The organism is Streptomyces sp. NPDC002130 (assembly GCF_040296465.1).
Taxonomy (GTDB): domain Bacteria; phylum Actinomycetota; class Actinomycetes; order Streptomycetales; family Streptomycetaceae; genus Streptomyces.
The window spans coordinates 1-17742 of the sequence record NZ_JBEOXI010000072.1; the positions used below are offsets into that span (position 1 = coordinate 1).

General features: G+C 69.4%; 9 protein-coding genes, 1 tRNA gene and 1 rRNA gene. 10 read left to right on the forward strand and 1 reads right to left on the reverse strand.

All coding sequences use genetic code 11. The features are described 5' to 3' along the window. The 3 genes from rrf to ABT116_RS16320 form a co-directional block, all read left to right on the forward strand. Window positions 1-91, forward strand: a 5S ribosomal RNA gene (gene rrf, locus ABT116_RS16310); the annotation flags it as partial. A 114-nt stretch (window positions 92-205) separates the two neighbouring features. Next, on the forward strand, window positions 206-868 hold the full coding sequence (locus ABT116_RS16315; protein ID WP_351633396.1) for a DegT/DnrJ/EryC1/StrS family aminotransferase: 663 nt from the start codon (window positions 206-208) through the stop codon (window positions 866-868). Between the two features lie 73 nt (window positions 869-941). After that, window positions 942-1017 (forward strand) — tRNA-Thr (locus tag ABT116_RS16320). A 43-nt stretch (window positions 1018-1060) separates the two neighbouring features. Here ABT116_RS16320 and ABT116_RS16325 read toward each other — a convergent pair. Beyond that, window positions 1061-3814 carry a SpoIIE family protein phosphatase gene (locus ABT116_RS16325; RefSeq protein WP_351633343.1) on the reverse strand — a complete coding sequence of 918 codons (2754 nt, stop codon included), beginning with the start codon at window positions 3812-3814 and terminating at the stop codon, window positions 1061-1063. 382 nt (window positions 3815-4196) lie between these two features. Here ABT116_RS16325 and ABT116_RS16330 point away from each other — a divergent pair, with 382 nt between their 5' ends. The 7 genes from ABT116_RS16330 to ABT116_RS16360 all read left to right on the forward strand — a co-directional run bounded on the left by ABT116_RS16330 (window position 4197) and on the right by ABT116_RS16360 (window position 17710). After that, a complete protein-coding gene (locus tag ABT116_RS16330) occupies window positions 4197-9668 on the forward strand; it encodes a HAMP domain-containing protein (protein WP_351633346.1) in 5472 nt (1823 codons plus the stop codon). Between the two features lie 307 nt (window positions 9669-9975). Then, window positions 9976-10656: a response regulator gene (locus ABT116_RS16335; protein ID WP_097221262.1), complete on the forward strand. Its 681-nt coding sequence runs from the start codon at window positions 9976-9978 to the stop codon at window positions 10654-10656. Window positions 10657-10782: 126 nt separating this feature from the next. Continuing rightward, window positions 10783-13542: a DNA translocase FtsK gene (locus tag ABT116_RS16340; protein ID WP_351633349.1), complete on the forward strand. Its 2760-nt coding sequence runs from the start codon at window positions 10783-10785 to the stop codon at window positions 13540-13542. A 261-nt stretch (window positions 13543-13803) separates the two neighbouring features. Then, a complete protein-coding gene (locus tag ABT116_RS16345; protein WP_351633351.1) occupies window positions 13804-14652 on the forward strand; it encodes a helix-turn-helix domain-containing protein in 849 nt (282 codons plus the stop codon). 93 nt (window positions 14653-14745) lie between these two features. Further along, window positions 14746-16245, forward strand: a complete 1500-nt coding sequence (rimO, locus tag ABT116_RS16350; RefSeq protein WP_351633354.1) for a 30S ribosomal protein S12 methylthiotransferase RimO — start codon at window positions 14746-14748, stop codon at window positions 16243-16245. Beyond that, window positions 16242-17168 (forward strand): CDP-diacylglycerol--glycerol-3-phosphate 3-phosphatidyltransferase, encoded by a 927-nt coding sequence (gene pgsA / locus ABT116_RS16355; RefSeq protein WP_351633357.1) that lies wholly within the window; start codon window positions 16242-16244, stop codon window positions 17166-17168. The genes rimO and pgsA overlap by 4 nt, the downstream gene beginning before the upstream one ends. Further along, on the forward strand, window positions 17165-17710 hold the full coding sequence (locus ABT116_RS16360; protein ID WP_351633359.1) for a CinA family protein: 546 nt from the start codon (window positions 17165-17167) through the stop codon (window positions 17708-17710). Before pgsA ends, ABT116_RS16360 begins: the two co-directional genes overlap by 4 nt. Window positions 17711-17742 lie beyond the last annotated feature (32 nt).

Sequence of the window (17742 nt, forward strand, 5' to 3'; positions counted from 1 at the left end):
GCCCGGTTACATTCCGAACCCGGAAGCTAAGCCTTACAGCGCCGATGGTACTGCAGGGGGGACCCTGTGGGAGAGTAGGACGCCGCCGAACAATCATTGAAAGGGTTGGACCCGGAACTTCGGTTTCGGGTCCAACCCTTTTTTGTTGCGCGTCACTTGAAGTTCACGTTGTGCGAGCAGCATCCACAGCATGGGTACTGCTGCAATGCTCAGGGCCGCCGGTGTCGGACTCGGTGACGAGGTCGTGGTGCCGGCCTTCGGGAACGTCGAGGTCGCCGAGGCCGTGGCCAAGGCCGGGGCTCTTCCGGTGTTCGCCGACATAGACCCCGCCACTTACTGCCTCGACGCCGCTGCCGTGGAAGCGGCGGTGACTCCGCGGACCGCGGCCGTGGTCGCCGTACACCGCTTCGGGCGACTCGCCGACATCCCGCGGCTGCACGCGCTCGGACAGCGGCACGGCCTGCTCGTTCTGGAACAGGGGGAGTCCGAGGCGCCGTACGACGAAATAGCCCAGCGCCGGGAGCGTGCGGCTTATCTCCACGCCAAGTTGAGGGGTGTCCGGGCGCCGGAGGACGGCGACGGGCACACCTATCTGCAGTACGTCGTGCGGATTCCCGGCAATGGGCGACCCGATCGGGATGCCTTCGCGCGGGCCGTGCGGGCCAAGGGAGTTGAGTGCCGGGTGCCGGTGAAGACGCCCGTGCACCGGCTGCCCGAATTCCGGCGGTGCGTTGCACTGCCGGAGACCGAACGGGCCTCCGACGAGACGCTGGCGCTGCCCGTGGACGCGTCGCTGACCAAGCGCGACATGCAGCGCGTCGTGTCCGCCTGCAATGCCCTCGGAGGACTTCTGCAGCCCGCCTTCTGACGTGGTTGGGAGCACGGCTCTGTTCGGGGTATGATCTATTCCGTTGCCGCGGGGGAGACCTCGCAAGCAACAGGCCCCTATAGCTCAGTCGGTAGAGCGTCTCCATGGTAAGGAGAAGGTCAGCGGTTCGATTCCGCTTGGGGGCTCCAGCAAAAAGGCCCCACCCTCACGGGTGGGGCCTTTCGCGTTCTCCTAGTCCTTCTGAAGACCCGGGACGCGCATGGCCAGGATCGCCATATCGTCCGACGGAGCATCCGACGCGAAGCGCTCCACCGCTCGCATGATGCGCGCCGCGACGGCGCCGGCCGTCAGGCCCGTGCAGGTCGTGAGGACGTCGGCGAGGCCGTCGTCGCCGAGCATGCGGGCGCCCTCGCGGCGTTCGGTGACGCCGTCCGTGACGCATAGGAGGACATCGCCCGGGTCGAGGGTGACGGTCTGCTCGTAGAGCTCCAGGTCCTCGATGACACCCAGGAGCGGCTGGGGTTCCGCGGCCGGTTCGACCGTGCCGTCCTGGCGCAGGCGCAGCGGGAGCGGGTGGCCGGCGCAGACGACCTTCAGTTCCGCGCTGCCGTCCTCCTGGGGGCGCATCTCGCCGTAGAGGAGGGTGAGGAAGCGGCTGCGGGCGCCTTCGTCGAGGATCGCGGAGTTGAGGCGCTCCAGGACCGCCGGGCCGCTGAGGCCCTCGCGTGCCAGCAGGCGCAGGGCGTGGCGGGCCAGGCCCGTGACCGCCGCCGCGTTCGGGCCCGTGCCGCAGACGTCGCCGATGGCAAAGCCGTAGGCGCCGTCGCGGATGGGGAAGACGTCGTAGAAGTCGCCGCCGACCTCGTTGCCCTCGCCGGCGGCGCGGTAGATGACCTCGACCTCGACGCCTCCGATCACGGGGAGCTCCGGGGGCAGGAGGCTGCGCTGGAGGGACTGGCTGATCGCCGTGCGCTCCGAGTAGAGGCGGGCGTTGTCCAGGGCCAGGGCGGCTCGGCGGGAGAGGTCCTCGGCGAGTTCCAGGATCTCCTGGCGGAAGTGCTCGTCGGTCGGCTTGCCGAGGGTCAGCATGCCGATGACGCGGTTGCGGGCGACCAGCGGAAGGACGACCGTCTCGCCGCCGACGGCGGAGGCGGTGGCGAGGGTGGGGCCGATGCCGGGTGTGACCTGGCGGGTCGGGCTGCCGCTGAGGCCGAGGCTGCGCATGGAGGTGCGCAGGGCCGCCTGATGGGCGACCTCGCCGGGGGCCGTCCACACGCGGGCGCCCGGGGTGGGGACCGGGTCGGGCGGGGGGACCTTCGACAGCAGGGACTTGATGCCGTCGATGAGTTCCTCGTCCTCGTGCAGTACGTAGGAGAGGTAGGGCTCGGAGGCCTGGTCGGCGATCGTGTAGACGGCGCACCAGGTGGCGAGCGTCGGGACCGTCATCTGGGCCATGAGGGCCAGGGTCTGGTCGCGGTCCAGGGTGCCGGCCAGCAGGTCGGACGCCTCGACGAGGAAGCTGAGGGAGCCGCGGCGCAGTCGTTCCAGTTCGCCCAGGCGGGCCGATTCGACGGCGAGGGCGATGCGGTCGGCGGCGAACTGGAGGCGCAGGGCCTCCTCGTTGGAGTATCTGGCGGGGGCTTCGGCGGCGACGCCGAGGGAGCCGGTGAGGCGGCCCTCGACCTTCAGCGGAACCGTGACGACCGAGCGCATGCCCGTGCCGTTCAGCAGCGGTACGGCGCCGGGGACGGCGGTCAGGTCGTCGTGGACGGCGGGCATGCGGGCCGAGCCGTAGCGGCCGGGGCCGGCTTCAACGGGGACGCGGGCGAAGCGCTGGCGGGCGGAGGGGAGGCCGGTGGAGGCGCGGACCTCCAGTTCCGTCTCGTCGTCGGTGGCCAGCAGGAGGAACGCCGAGTCGCCGTCGAGCATGTCGCGGGCGCGTTCGACCGTGCGCTGGAGGAGGCCGTCGAGGTCGTCCGGGGCGGGGGAGCCGATGAAGACTTCGAAGGGGTCGGTGTTCTGGCCCTCGGCGCCGGTCGAGGTGTCGGAGGCGGGGACGCGCAGAGGCGTCTGCAGAACTGCCCGTTCGTGGTCCCGTACCAGGAGGCACACGGTTGACGGCTCGCCGCCGGTGTCGCGGACGCGCAGGTGGGAGGCGTAGACGGGGATGACGCGGCCGGTGGCGGCGCGGATGCCGTAGCTGCCTTCCCAGCGGGAGAGGCGGAGGGCTTCCGCGATGCCGGTGCTGGTGCCGGGGGTGTGGGGCCAGGCGGCGAGGTCGGTCAGGGGCTTGCCGGTGACCTGCTCGGCCGGGTAGCCGAAGAGTTCCTCGGCGTCTTCGTTCCAGGCGGTGATGTGGCCGGTGCGGTCGATCTGGATGACGGCGACGCGGACCCGGCCGTCGGCGAGGGGGAGGAGTTCGGAGGGGAGGGCCGGTCCTGCCGCGCGGGTGCCGACGGCGCGTGCGGGCAGGTCCAGTTGGAACCAGACGGTCTTGTGGGTGGGGATGTACTCGACGCCCCAGCGGCCGGCGAGGGCCGCGCACAGCTGGAGGCCGCGGCCGCCTTCGCGGTCGGGGCTGCCCATGTTGATGGCGGTGCCCTGGAGGGGGATCTCGCGTTCGGGGTACCGGTCGGCCACCTCGATGCGTACGCCCTCGTCGCTGCGCAGGCAGAGTACGTCGGCGGAGGTGCCGGCGTGGACCACGGCGTTGGTCACCAGTTCGCTGGTGAGAACGACGGCGTCGTCGACGATGTCGGCGAAGCCCCAGCCCTGGAGGGTGTCGCGGACGAAGGAGCGGGCGCTCGCGACCGATCGCCCGACGGGCTCGAAACTGGCGGCCGCGCGCGCGGTGATCACAGAACTCCTCGACCGGTTCTCGACGTGCTGGGCTGCGGGGCCGACCGGCTCGCGCCGCTGCTGCGGCAGGCTGCCCGTCGGCCGGGGGTCCGGGGGCTGTCCCCCGGGGATCAGTCCGGTGGTCATGTTGTGTGCGGCCGCCCCTCCGATGCCCGCTCGTCTTCGTGCCACCGCCCAGGCCGGACGGACCGGCGCGGCTGGACAGCCGGATGCAAGGTTACTTACCTTCGCGGTCCATGCGGATGCCGGTCTGCAGTGTTTCCGTCCGGAGGGTGTGCGGACGATGTGCGAAGCTGCCGAACTGTTATGGCCTGGTTCGGCCAGGGTGAAACACTGGGCAAGCTTCGTGTGAAGGTCCGGGCAGGCTGTGTGCCCGATGGTGACCGTGGGCAGCAGCCCCCGTGGAATCGGCCTGGTATGCAGGGCAGAGAATACGCAGTAGTAACTGGTACGGCGAGCGTGGTACCCGAGCACAGCAGTGACGGTCGACCCCTGCGGGAGGGACACAGTGGAGTCTGGCGCAGCGACGCGTGGCAGGAAGACGCGCGCGAAAGGCGGACAGTCCCCGGTCAACCAGGGCAAGGTGCGTAGCGGCACGACCGAGGTGGACACGGCGGCCCTGAACCGGCTGATGGCTGCCCTGGTGTCGATGCGGGACGGGAACTTCCGCAAGCGGCTCACGGTGTCGGGCGACGGCGTGATGGCCGAGATCGCGGCGGTCTTCAACGAAGTTGCCGACCGTAATCTGCATCTGACGGGTGAGCTGTCGCGGGTGCGGCGGATGGTGGGCCGCGAGGGCAAGCTCACCGAGCGGCTGGAGACGGGTGCCTGCGAGGGCTCGTGGGCGACGGCGATCGACAACTCGAATGCCCTGGTGGACGACCTGGTGCGGCCGGTGTCCGAGGTCAGCCGGGTGCTGTCCGCGGTGGCCGAGGGTGATCTGTCGCCGCGTATGGAATTGCGGACGCAGGTGCCGGACGGCAACAGCCAGCCTCTGCGGGGCGAGTTCCTGAAGGTCGGACGGACCGTCAACAATCTGGTCGACCAGCTGTCGACGTTCACCGATGAGGTCACGCGTGTGGCCAGTGAGGTGGGCACCGAGGGCAAGCTGGGCGGGCAGGCCCGGGTGCGGGGCATGTCGGGTTCCTGGCGGGATCTGACGGACTCCGTCAACACGATGGCGTACCGGCTCACCGCTCAGGTGCGGGACATCGCGCTGGTGACGACGGCCGTGGCCAAGGGTGATCTGTCCCGGAAGGTCACGGTCCAGGTCGCCGGCGAGATGCTGGAGCTGAAGAACACCGTCAACACGATGGTGGACCAGCTGTCGGCGTTCTCCTCCGAGGTGACCCGGGTGGCCCGTGAGGTGGGCACCGACGGCGCGCTGGGCGGTCAGGCCCAGGTGCCCGGGGTCGCGGGAGTGTGGAAGGAACTCACGGATTCCGTGAACACCATGGCCGGGAACCTCACGGCCCAGGTGCGCGGTATCGCCGAGGTGACGACGGCGGTCGCCAACGGTGACCTGTCGCGCAAGGTGACGGTGCAGGCGCGCGGTGAGGTCGCGCAGCTCGCCGAGACGATCAACCAGATGACCGAGACGCTGCGGATCTTCGCCGACGAGGTCACGCGTGTGGCCAACGAGGTGGGTGCCGAGGGGCGGCTGGGCGGACAGGCGAACGTGCCGGGCGCGGCGGGGACCTGGAAGGACCTGACGGACTCCGTCAACACCGTCTTCCGGAACCTCACCACCCAGGTGCGGGACATCGCCGCCGTGACGACGGCGGTGGCCAACGGTGATCTGTCGCAGAAGGTCACCGTCGATGTGGCCGGCGAGATGCTGGAGCTGAAGAACACCGTCAACGGGATGGTGGATCAGCTGTCCGCGTTCGGTGCCGAGGTCACGCGCGTGGCCCGGGAGGTCGGCGTCGAGGGTGAGCTGGGCGGCCAGGCGCAGGTGCCGGGCGCGGCCGGGACGTGGAAGGACCTGACGGACTCCGTCAACACGGCGTTCCGGAACCTCACCGGACAGGTGAGGAACATCGCGCAGGTGACGACGGCGGTGGCCAACGGTGACCTGTCGCAGAAGGTCACGGTCGACGTCTCCGGCGAGATGCTCAAGCTGAAGAACACCGTGAACACGATGGTGGACCAGCTGTCGTCCTTCGCCGACCAGGTGACCCGGATGGCCCGGGACGTGGGTACGGAGGGCCGCCTGGGTGGTCAGGCCCAGGTGGACGGCGTGTCGGGCACCTGGAAGGAGCTCACGGACTCCGTCAACTCCATGGCCGGCAACCTCACCTCCCAGGTGCGCAACATCGCGCAGGTGACGACGGCCGTGGCCCGGGGTGACCTGTCGCAGAAGATCGACGTCGACGCGCGCGGGGAGATCCTGGAGCTGAAGAACACCATCAACACGATGGTGGACCAGCTCTCGGCCTTCGCCGACCAGGTGACCCGGGTGGCGCGTGAGGTGGGTACGGACGGCCGGCTGGGTGGTCAGGCGCAGGTGCCGGGTGTGGCCGGTGTGTGGCGTGATCTGACGGACTCCGTGAACGGCATGGCGTCCAACCTGACCGGCCAGGTGCGCAACATCGCCCAGGTGGCCACGGCGGTGGCCCGGGGCGACCTGTCCCAGAAGATCACCGTGGACGCACGCGGGGAGATCCTGGAGCTGAAGAACACGCTGAACACGATGGTGGACCAGCTGTCGTCGTTCGCCGAAGAGGTCACGCGAGTGGCCCGTGAGGTGGGCACGGAGGGCATCCTGGGCGGTCAGGCCGAGGTGCAGGGCGTCTCCGGCACCTGGAAGGACCTCACCCAGTCGGTGAACGGCATGGCCAACAACCTGACCATTCAGGTGCGCAACATCGCCGAGGTCACGACCGCGGTGGCCCGGGGCGATCTGTCGAAGAAGATCACCGTCGACGCCAAGGGCGAGATCCTCGAGCTGGTCACGACCGTCAACACGATGGTGGACCAGCTCTCCTCCTTCGCCGAGCAGGTGACCCGGGTGGCCCGTGAGGTGGGCACCGAGGGCATCCTGGGCGGCCAGGCGCATGTGCCGGGTGTCACGGGCATCTGGAAGGACCTGAGCGACAACGTCAACCTGATGGCGAAGAACCTCACCACTCAGGTGCGGAACATCTCCCAGGTCTCTGCGGCGGTCGCCAACGGTGACCTGACGCGGCAGGTCACCATCGAGGCGCGCGGTGAGGTCGCGCAGCTCGCCGACACGATCAACACGATGGTGAAGACGCTGAGTTCGTTCGCCGAGCAGGTCACCAAGGTGGCCCGCGAGGTGGGCACGGACGGCATCCTGGGCGGCCAGGCGCACGTACCCGGTGTGGCCGGTACGTGGAAGGACCTGACCGAGTCCGTGAACCAGATGGCGTCCAACCTGACCGGTCAGGTGCGCAACATCGCGATGGTGACCACGGCCATCGCCAAGGGTGACCTGACGAAGAAGATCGACATCGACGCTCGCGGGGAGATCCTGGAGCTGAAGACGACCATCAACACGATGGTCGACCAGCTGTCGTCGTTCGCCGAGGAGGTCACCCGGGTGGCCCGCGAGGTGGGCACGGAAGGACAGCTCGGCGGCCAGGCCCGCGTGCGCGACGTGGACGGCACCTGGCGGGACCTGACCGAGTCGGTGAACGAGATGGCCGGGAACCTGACCCGGCAGGTGCGTGCCATCGCGCGCGTGGCGACCGCGGTGACCCGCGGTGATCTGAACCTGAAGATCGACGTGGACGCGTCCGGGGAGATCCAGGAGCTCCAGGACTACATCAACAAGATGATCGCCAACCTGCGCGACACCACGATCGCCAACAAGGAGCAGGACTGGCTCAAGGGCAACCTGGCGCGGATCTCCGCGCTGATGCAGGGCCGCCGCGACCTGGAGGACGTGGCGTCGCTGATCATGAGCGAGCTGACCCCGGTCGTGTCCGCGCAGCACGGGGCGTTCTTCGTGGCGATGCCGCTCGTCGACGGCGAGGACATCAGCGCCACGGACGAGGACCAGTACGAGTTGCGCATGCTCGGCAGTTACGGCTACTCGATGGGCTCCATGCCGACGTCCTTCCAGCCCGGCGAGGCGCTGGTCGGGACGGCTGCCGAGGAGAAGCGCACGATCCTGGTGGAGAACGCGCCGAGCGGCTATCTGAAGATCTCCTCGGGGCTCGGTGAGGCGCCGCCCGCGCAGGTGATCGTGCTGCCGGTGCTGTTCGAGGGCAGTGTGCTCGGGGTCATCGAGCTGGCGTCCTTCACGCCGTTCACGCAGATCCAGAAGGACTTCCTGAACCAGATCGCCGAGATGATCGCGACCAGCGTCAACACCATCTCCGTCAACACCAAGACCGAGCTGCTGCTGGCGCAGTCGCAGGAGCTGACCGAGCAACTGCGCGAGCGCTCGGCCGAGTTGGAGCAGCGGCAGAAGGCCCTCCAGGCGTCCAACGCCGAACTGGAGGAGAAGGCCGAGCTGCTGGCCCAGCAGAACCGCGACATCGAGGTGAAGAACACCGAGATCGAGGAGGCGCGGCAGGTCCTGGAGGAGCGCGCCGAGCAGCTCGCGGTGTCGATGCGCTACAAGAGCGAGTTCCTCGCGAACATGTCGCACGAGCTGCGTACGCCGCTCAACTCGCTGCTGATCCTGGCCAAGCTGCTCGCCGACAACGCCGAGGGGAACCTCTCCCCGAAGCAGGTCGAGTTCGCCGAGACGATCCACGGGGCCGGTTCGGACCTGCTCCAGCTCATCAACGACATCCTGGACCTGTCGAAGGTCGAGGCGGGCAAGATGGACGTCTCCCCGACACGGATCGCGCTCGTCCAGCTCGTGGACTACGTGGAGGCCACCTTCCGGCCGCTGACCGCGGAGAAGGGCCTGGATCTGTCGGTGCGGGTCTCGCCGGAGCTGCCCGCGACGCTGCACACCGACGAGCAGCGGCTGCTGCAGGTGCTGCGCAACCTGCTGTCGAACGCGGTGAAGTTCACCGACTCCGGGTCGGTGGAGCTGGTCATCAGGCCGGCGCGGGACGACGTGCCGCAGCGGATCCGGGAGCAGCTGCTGGAGACCGGGTCGCTGACCGATCCGGAGGCCGAGCTGATCGCGTTCTCGGTGACCGACACGGGCATCGGCATCGCGTCCAGCAAGATGCGGGTGATCTTCGAGGCGTTCAAGCAGGCCGACGGCACGACCAGCCGGAAGTACGGCGGTACGGGCCTGGGGTTGTCCATCTCGCGGGAGATCGCGCAGCTGCTCGGCGGTGAGATTTACGCGCAGAGCGAGACGGGCCGCGGCTCGACGTTCACGCTGTACCTGCCGCTGCACCCCAGTGAACTGCCGCCCCAGGGCTACCAGCAGCAGCTGCCCGCCCTGGAGGCCGGTGACCTGGTGGCGTCGACGTCCGACCTGTCCGAGCTGTCGGACGTAGAGGTCGAGACGCCGGCCGAGGTGAAGTCGTACCGCGAGACGCAGAACGGGCCGGCCGCCCTGTTCCGGCGGCGTCGCAGGATGCCCGAGCTGCCGCCGCGCCCCGCGCAGCTGGAGCAGTGGGCACCGGCCGAGCAGGAGCCGGCGCCGAAGCCGAACCGCGGCATCCGGTTCGGCGGCCAGAAGGTCCTGATCGTGGACGACGACATCCGCAACGTATTCGCCCTGACCAGCGTCCTGGAGCAGCACGGCCTGTCCGTGCTGTACGCCGAGAACGGCCGGGAGGGGATCGAGGTCCTGGAGCAGCACGACGACGTGGCGGTCGTGCTGATGGACATCATGATGCCCGAGATGGACGGGTACGCCACGACCAGTGCGATCCGCAGGATGCCGCAGTTCGCCGGTCTGCCGATCATCGCGCTGACCGCCAAGGCGATGAAGGGCGACCGGGAGAAGGCGATCGAGTCGGGCGCCTCCGACTACGTGACGAAGCCGGTCGACCCCGATCACCTGCTGGCGGTGATGGATCAGTGGATGCGAGGGGAATGAGGGGAACGTTGGGCAGTTGCGCGACCATGACGGGAAGGTTCGGTGTTCACGCGGAGTTGCCGACTCGGTGTGCGCATAGTCGTGTAGAAGTACAAGATCTGGGGAACCTTCTGGTCTCCTGCTGCGTTTCTGCTACGTGCACAGTGACATCACGGTGACAGGGTGTGGCGACGGGCAGGGTGCGGCTACGATGACCGGCACAAGGACGGGCGGCGCAAGGGAGTCGTCCCCTGGGGCGGCACCCACCGGTGCTGCCGCAGGTCCTGCGGACAGGGGAGGCCCCACGCCGGGGCGAGGAGGGCGGGCCATGGTGCAGAAGGCCAAGATCCTCCTGGTCGATGACCGGCCGGAGAATCTGCTGGCGCTGGAGGCGATCCTCTCTGCGCTCGATCAGACGCTGGTGCGGGCATCGTCCGGGGAGGAAGCGCTCAAAGCGCTGCTCACGGACGACTTCGCGGTCATCCTGCTGGATGTCCAGATGCCGGGTATGGACGGCTTCGAGACGGCCGCGCACATCAAGCGCCGTGAGCGGACCCGGGACATCCCGATCATTTTCCTCACGGCGATCAACCACGGCCCCCACCACACCTTCCGGGGCTACGCGGCGGGCGCGGTGGACTACATCTCCAAGCCGTTCGACCCGTGGGTGCTGCGCGCGAAGGTCTCCGTCTTCGTCGAGCTGTACATGAAGAACTGCCAGCTGCGGGAGCAGGCGTCGCTGCTGCGGCTGCAGTTGGAGGGCAACGGCAAGGACGCGGGCGGCGAGGCCAAGGAGTCGGCCGGGCTGCTCGCGGAGCTCTCCGCGCGGCTCGCGGCCGTCGAGGAGCAGGCCGAAGCACTGACCAAGCAGCTCAACGACGAGTCGACGGACGCCGCCGCGGTGGCCACGGCGGCTCATCTGGAGCGCAAGCTCACGGGGTTGCGGCGGGCGCTGGACGCGCTGGAGCCGGGCACCGGGAGCGCCTCCTCGGTGTCCTCGCAGAACTGACGCGTGCGCAGGCGGGATTGCCCGCCGTGACCGCGCGTCAGTTTCGCGCCTCTCCCGAAGCGACACGAACGGGTGAAGCCGTGGACACGCGTGTCCCCTGTCGTCTCCCCCGGTAACCTCACACCCATGGCCTCACGTCCCTCCGCAGCCAAGAAGCCGCCGCCCGCGAAGAGGGCGGCCTCGAAGGCTCCGGCGAAGAAGGCCGCCGCCAAGAAGGCTCCCGCGAAGAAGGCGCCCGCCCGGAAGGCCGCGGCCAAGAAGGTCGCGCCCAGACCGGCCCCCAGCCCCACCGGTGGCATCTACCGGCTCGTGCGCGCCGTCTGGCTCGGTGTGGCGCATGCCGTCGGCGCCGTGTTCCGCGGCATAGGGCAGGGCGCCAAGAACCTCGACCCGGCCCACCGCAAGGACGGTGTCGCCTTGCTGCTGCTCGCCATCGCGCTGATCGTCGCCGCGGGCACCTGGGCCGACCTCAAGGGCCCGGTGGGCGACCTGGTGGAGATCCTCGTCACCGGCGCCTTCGGCCGCCTCGACCTGCTCGTGCCGATACTGCTCGCCGTCATCGCCGTGCGGTTCATCCGTCACCCGGAGAAGCCCGAGGCGAACGGACGGATCGTCATCGGCCTGTCCGCGCTCGTGATCGGCGTGCTCGGCCAAGTTCACGTGGCGTGCGGCTCACCCGCGCGCGGCGACGGCATGCAGGCCATAAGGGACGCCGGTGGCCTCATCGGCTGGGCCATGGCGACCCCGTTGTCGTACGCCATGGGTGACGTGCTCGCCGTGCCGCTGCTGGTGCTGCTGACGGTCTTCGGGCTGCTGGTCGTCACGGCCACCCCCGTCAACGCCATCCCGCAGCGGCTGCGGCTGCTCGGGATGCGTCTCGGGATCGTCCGCGACCCGGCCGAGGACGAGTTCGGTTTCGCCGAGGACGACGAGCGCTACGAGGAGCAGTGGCGCGAGGCGCTGCCCGCGCGCCCGCGCGGCAGGCGCGCACCGGCGCCCGAGGCGTACGACCCCGACGGTGCCGAGCAGGAGGCGCTCACGCGGCGCCGAGGCCGTCCGCGCCGCTCGGCGGTACCGCAGCCCGACATGGACCGGCCCAGGGACGCCGTGGACATCGCCGCGGCGGCCGCCGCCGCCCTCGACGGAGCCGTGCTGCACGGCATGCCGCCCTCGCCGGTCGTCGCCGACCTCACCCAGGGCGTCCGGGTGGGGGACCAGGAGGCGACCACACCGACGCCCGTCCCGGCCGCCCGGCCGCAGCAGGACAGGCTCAAGAAGGACAACAAGCCCGAGCAGCAGGACGACCCCGGCCCGCAGAAGCCCAGGGCGGGCGTCCGCGACCTCACCAAGGCCCCGCCCTCCGAACCCCGCGACCTGCCCCCGCGCGCGGAGCAGCTCCAGCTCTCCGGCGACATCACGTACTCCCTGCCGTCGCTGGACCTGCTGGAGCGCGGCGGCCCGGGCAAGGCGCGCAGCGCCGCCAACGACCTCATCGTCGAGTCGCTGACGACGGTCTTCACCGAGTTCAAGGTGGACGCCAGCGTCACCGGCTTCACCCGCGGTCCGACGGTCACGCGCTACGAGGTCGAGCTCGGCCCCGCCGTGAAGGTCGAGCGGATCACCGCGCTGACGAAGAACATCGCCTACGCCGTCGCCAGCCCGGACGTGCGGATCATCAGCCCCATCCCCGGCAAGTCCGCGGTGGGCATCGAGATCCCCAACACCGACCGGGAGATGGTCAACCTCGGTGACGTACTCCGTCTGGCGGAGTCGGCCGAGGACGACGACCCGATGCTTGTCGCTTTCGGCAAGGACGTCGAGGGCGGCTACGTCATGCACTCGCTGGCGAAGATGCCGCACATGCTGGTCGCCGGCGCCACCGGCTCCGGAAAGTCGTCCTGCATCAACTGCCTGATCACCTCGGTCATGATGCGGGCGACCCCCGAGGACGTGCGGATGATCCTGGTCGACCCCAAGCGGGTCGAGCTGACCGCGTACGAGGGCATCCCGCACCTGATCACACCGATCATCACCAACCCCAAGCGGGCCGCCGAGGCGCTCCAGTGGGTCGTGCGCGAGATGGACCTGCGCTACGACGACCTGGCGGCCTACGGCTACCGGCACATCGACGACTTCAACAAGGCCGTGCGCGAGGGCAAGGTCAAGCCTCCCGAGGGCAGCGAGCGCGAGCTCCAGCCGTATCCGTATCTGCTGGTCATCGTCGACGAGCTCGCCGACCTGATGATGGTCGCGCCGCGCGACGTCGAGGACGCGATCGTGCGCATCACGCAGCTCGCGCGCGCGGCCGGCATCCACCTGGTGCTCGCCACACAGCGGCCGTCGGTGGACGTCGTCACCGGCCTGATCAAGGCGAACGTGCCGTCACGGCTGGCGTTCGCCACGTCCTCGCTGGCCGACTCGCGGGTCATCCTCGACCAGCCGGGCGCCGAGAAGCTCATCGGCAAGGGCGACGGGCTGTTCCTGCCCATGGGGGCCAACAAGCCCACCCGTATGCAGGGCGCGTTCGTCACCGAGGAGGAGATCGCGGGCGTCGTCCGGCACTGCAAGGACCAGATGACGCCCGTCTTCCGGGACGACGTGGTCGTGGGCACCAAGCAGAAAAAGGAGATCGACGAGGACATCGGCGACGACCTCGACCTGCTGTGCCAGGCGGCCGAACTGGTCGTCTCCACGCAGTTCGGGTCGACGTCCATGCTCCAGCGCAAGTTGCGCGTCGGCTTCGCCAAGGCCGGCCGGCTGATGGATTTGATGGAGTCGCGGAACATCGTCGGGCCGAGCGAGGGTTCGAAGGCTCGTGACGTTCTTGTGAAGCCTGATGAGCTGGATGGCGTGCTCGCCCTGATCCGGGGGGAGTCTGAAGGGTAGGGAGGCGGGACAGGGTGATCGCCGCGCGGGGCGTTACGGCAATCGGGTCCGGATCGTGACTCATCCGTAAGGGATCATCGGGCAACCGTTTCTCTTCGGCGTACGTCAAGTTGAGGGAAGCGACAAGCAGTGAACCCACCATCGGAATGTCGGGCCATTCCGATGGCGTACAAAGTGACACCGCCCGGTTGCCCCACCCTTTTGTCACCCCCCTAGACTGAACTTCCAGCACAGGCGGCTACACGCTCGAAAGGCGCCCCCGTGTCCATCGGCAACTCCCCTGAAGACGAGCGTCCGTTCGAAAACGAGCACGTCGAAGCAGACCGCGAGGAAGCCCGCCCCTCCATCGGCCATGCCCTGCAGCAGGCTCGTATCGCCGCCGGGCTGACCGTCGACGACGTCAGTAGCGCCACCCGGGTCCGCATGAACATCGTGCACGCGATCGAGGCGGACGACTTCTCCCCCTGTGGTGGGGACGTCTACGCCCGTGGGCACATCAGGACCCTGGCCAAGGCCGTCCACCTCGACCCCGAGCCGCTGCTCGCCCAGTACGGCGACGAGCACGGCGGGCGGCCGGCGCCGACCCCGGCAGCTCCCCTCTTCGAGGCGGAACGCATCCGTCCGGAGCGGCGGGGTCCCAACTGGACCGCGGCCATGGTCGCCGCGATCGTCGCCGTGATCGGTTTCGTCGGCTTCACGATGTTCCAGGGCGGCGACGACGGCGGCAACGAGGCGAACGTGGCCGAGGGCTCCACGCCCGGCGACTCCGCCTCCCCGACCACCAAGACCAAGAAGCCCGCCGATCCCGAACCGGAGCCGTCGGACAGTGCCATCGCCGCCGCGCCGCAGGACAAGGTGACCGTCCGTGTGGCCGCCGCCGACGGCCGCAGCTGGATCGCCGCCAAGGACCACAACGGCCGGATGATCTTCGACGGCGTTCTCAAGCAGGGCGACACCAAGACCTTCCAGGACAGCTCCAAGGTCCACCTCGTCCTCGGGGACGCCGGCGCGATCGACCTCTTCGTCAACGGCAAGAAGATCGAGGAGAACTTCCAGCCGGGGTCCGTCGAGCGCCTGACGTACACGAAGGGCGATCCCGAAGCCGGGTGATCGGACCGAAAGGTCCAGTTGATACGGGGTTGGCCGGGAAACGGCCAACCCCGTCGACGTGGGGTGTCAGCGAGACGAAGTAGTCTTGAGCCCATGCCTGAACGCCGTACCGTCGCACTCGTCACCCTTGGCTGCGCCCGTAACGAGGTGGACTCGGAGGAGCTCGCAGGCCGTTTGGAGGCGGACGGCTGGCAGCTCGTCGAGGACGCCGAGAACGCGGACGTCGCCGTCGTGAACACCTGCGGCTTCGTCGAAGCCGCCAAGAAGGACTCGGTCGACGCACTCCTCGAAGCCAACGACCTCAAGGGGCACGGCAGAACCCAGGCCGTCGTGGCGGTGGGCTGCATGGCCGAGCGGTACGGCAAGGAACTCGCCGAAGCCCTCCCCGAGGCCGACGGTGTGCTCGGCTTCGACGACTACTCGGACATCTCGGACCGCCTGCAGACCATCCTCAACGGCGGCATCCACGCCTCCCACACCCCACGCGACCGGCGCAAGCTGCTGCCGATCAGCCCTGCGGAGCGCCAGGAGTCGGCGGCCGAGGTCGCGCTGCCCGGGCACGGCCCGGCCGAGCCCGCCGTCGCACCGGCGGATCTTCCGGAGGGCCTCGCTCCCGCCTCGGGCCCGCGTGCGCCCCTGCGCCGCCGCCTGGACGGCTCCCCGGTCGCCTCCGTCAAGCTCGCCTCCGGCTGCGACCGGCGCTGCTCCTTCTGCGCCATCCCCTCCTTCCGCGGCTCCTTCATCTCCCGCCGTCCCAGCGACGTGCTGAACGAGACGCGCTGGCTGGCCGAGCAGGGCGTGAAGGAGATCATGCTGGTCTCCGAGAACAACACCTCCTACGGCAAGGACCTGGGCGACATCCGCCTGCTGGAGTCGCTGCTGCCCGAGCTCGCCGAGGTCGACGGCATCGAGCGGGTGCGCGTCAGCTACCTCCAGCCGGCCGAGATGCGGCCCGGCCTGATCGACGTGCTGACCTCGACCCCGAAGATCGCGCCCTACTTCGATCTGTCCTTCCAGCACTCCGCGCCCGGCGTGCTGCGCGCGATGCGCCGCTTCGGCGACACCGACCGCTTCCTGGAGCTGCTCGACACCATCCGGAGCAAGGCGCCCGAGGCCGGTGTCCGCTCCAACTTCATCGTCGGCTTCCCCGGTGAGACCGAGGCCGACCTCGCCGAGCTGGAGCGGTTCCTGAACGGCGCGCGGCTGGACGCCATCGGCGTCTTCGGCTACTCCGACGAGGAGGGCACGGAGGCCGCGACCTACGACGACAAGCTCGACGAGGACGTCGTCGCCGAGCGGCTGGCCCACATCTCGCGCCTGGCGGAAGAGCTCGTCTCCCAGCGGGCCGAGGACCGGGTCGGCCAGACCGTGCGGGTCCTCGTCGAGTCCGTCGACGAGGACGGCGTGTACGGCCGTGCCGAGCACCAGGCGCCCGAGACGGACGGCCAGGTGCTGCTCACGAGCGGCGCGGGTCTGCGTATCGGCCGTATGGTCGAGGCGAAGGTGGTCGGTACGGAGGGTGTCGACCTGGTGGCCGAGCCGCTGCAGGGCTCGCTCACGTCGCCTGCGTGGAGTGAGGAGGCGGGCAGATGACCGGTGTCCCGGCATCCGCGGCGGGAGGCGCCTCCGGCGCGAGGGCCGCGGCTGGTGCGGCCGCTGCGACCTCGGCGGCCTCGGGGAAGGCTCCCGGGGCGGCGGCCGCGCGGTCGGCCGAGGGTGCGGCGTCCGGTGCGGGGCATGGTGCGGCGGCCGACGCAGGGCCCGGTGGGGCTGCCGGTGCAGGGCCTGGTCCAGAGGTGGGGCCCGGCGGGCCTGCCGTCGTGGGGCCCGGTGTCGGTGAGGCCGTCGTGGGTGAGGACGTGGGCGTCGACGCCCAGGGTGAGGGGAAGACCCCGCGGGGCAAGAAGATCGCTGCCGCGGCCGTCAACGAGGCGAGCGTCTGGAACGTCGCCAACCTCCTGACCATGCTCCGGCTGGTCCTCGTACCGGCGTTCGTCGCGCTGATGCTCGCCGACGGCGGCTACGACCCGGCGTGGCGGGCCTTCGCCTGGGCCGCCTTCGCCATCGCCATGATCACCGATCTGTTCGACGGTCATCTGGCGCGCACGTACAACCTGGTCACCGACTTCGGGAAGATCGCCGACCCCATCGCCGACAAGGCGATCATGGGTGCGGCGCTGATCTGTCTCTCCGCGCTCGGTGACCTGCCGTGGTGGGTGACCGGCGTCATCCTCGGCAGGGAACTCGGGATCACCCTGCTGCGTTTTCTGGTCATCCGGTACGGCGTCATTCCCGCCAGCCGCGGAGGCAAGCTGAAGACCCTCACCCAGGGCGTGGCCGTGGGCATGTACGTCCTGGCGCTGACGGGGTGGCTGGCGACCCTGAGGTGGTGGGTGATGGCCGCGGCGGTCGTGCTGACCGTGGTGACCGGACTCGACTATGTGAAACAGGCCATTGTCTTGCGCAGGCAGGGAATCGCCGAGCGCAAGGCCGCGTTGGAGGAGAAGGAAGCGTGAGGTCCACGGCCACCGACGTGGTGCGACTACTCACGGTGAAGGGCGAGACGCTCGCCGTCGCGGAGTCGCTGACCGGTGGCCTCGTTGCGGCGGAGATCACGTCGGTCCCCGGAGCGTCCAAGGTCTTCCGGGGCTCCGTGACCGCTTACGCCACCGAGTTGAAGCACGACCTGCTCGATGTGGACGCCGCCCTGCTGGCGACCCACGGAGCGGTGGATCCGCAGGTCGCAGCGCAGATGGCGGCCGGCGTGCGCAAGGCGCTCGGCACCGACTGGGGCATCGCGACCACCGGTGTCGCCGGCCCCGAGCCGCAGGACGGACAGCCCGTCGGCACGGTCTTCGTCGCCGTGGACGGACCCGTTGCGGCGGACCCGGGTTCTGCCGGCGGCGGAAAAGTGGAGGCTCTGCGGTTGAACGGCGGCCGCGCGGAAATTCGTAGAGAGAGTGTACGGAGCGTACTCGCACTGCTCCTGAAGGGGCTTGCGGGCGAACAGACTGGGAATGAGCGGGCACAGGATACGGAACGGAACGGGGGGTTTTGATGTTTGCAGCCCTGAGTGAACACGACATCGCT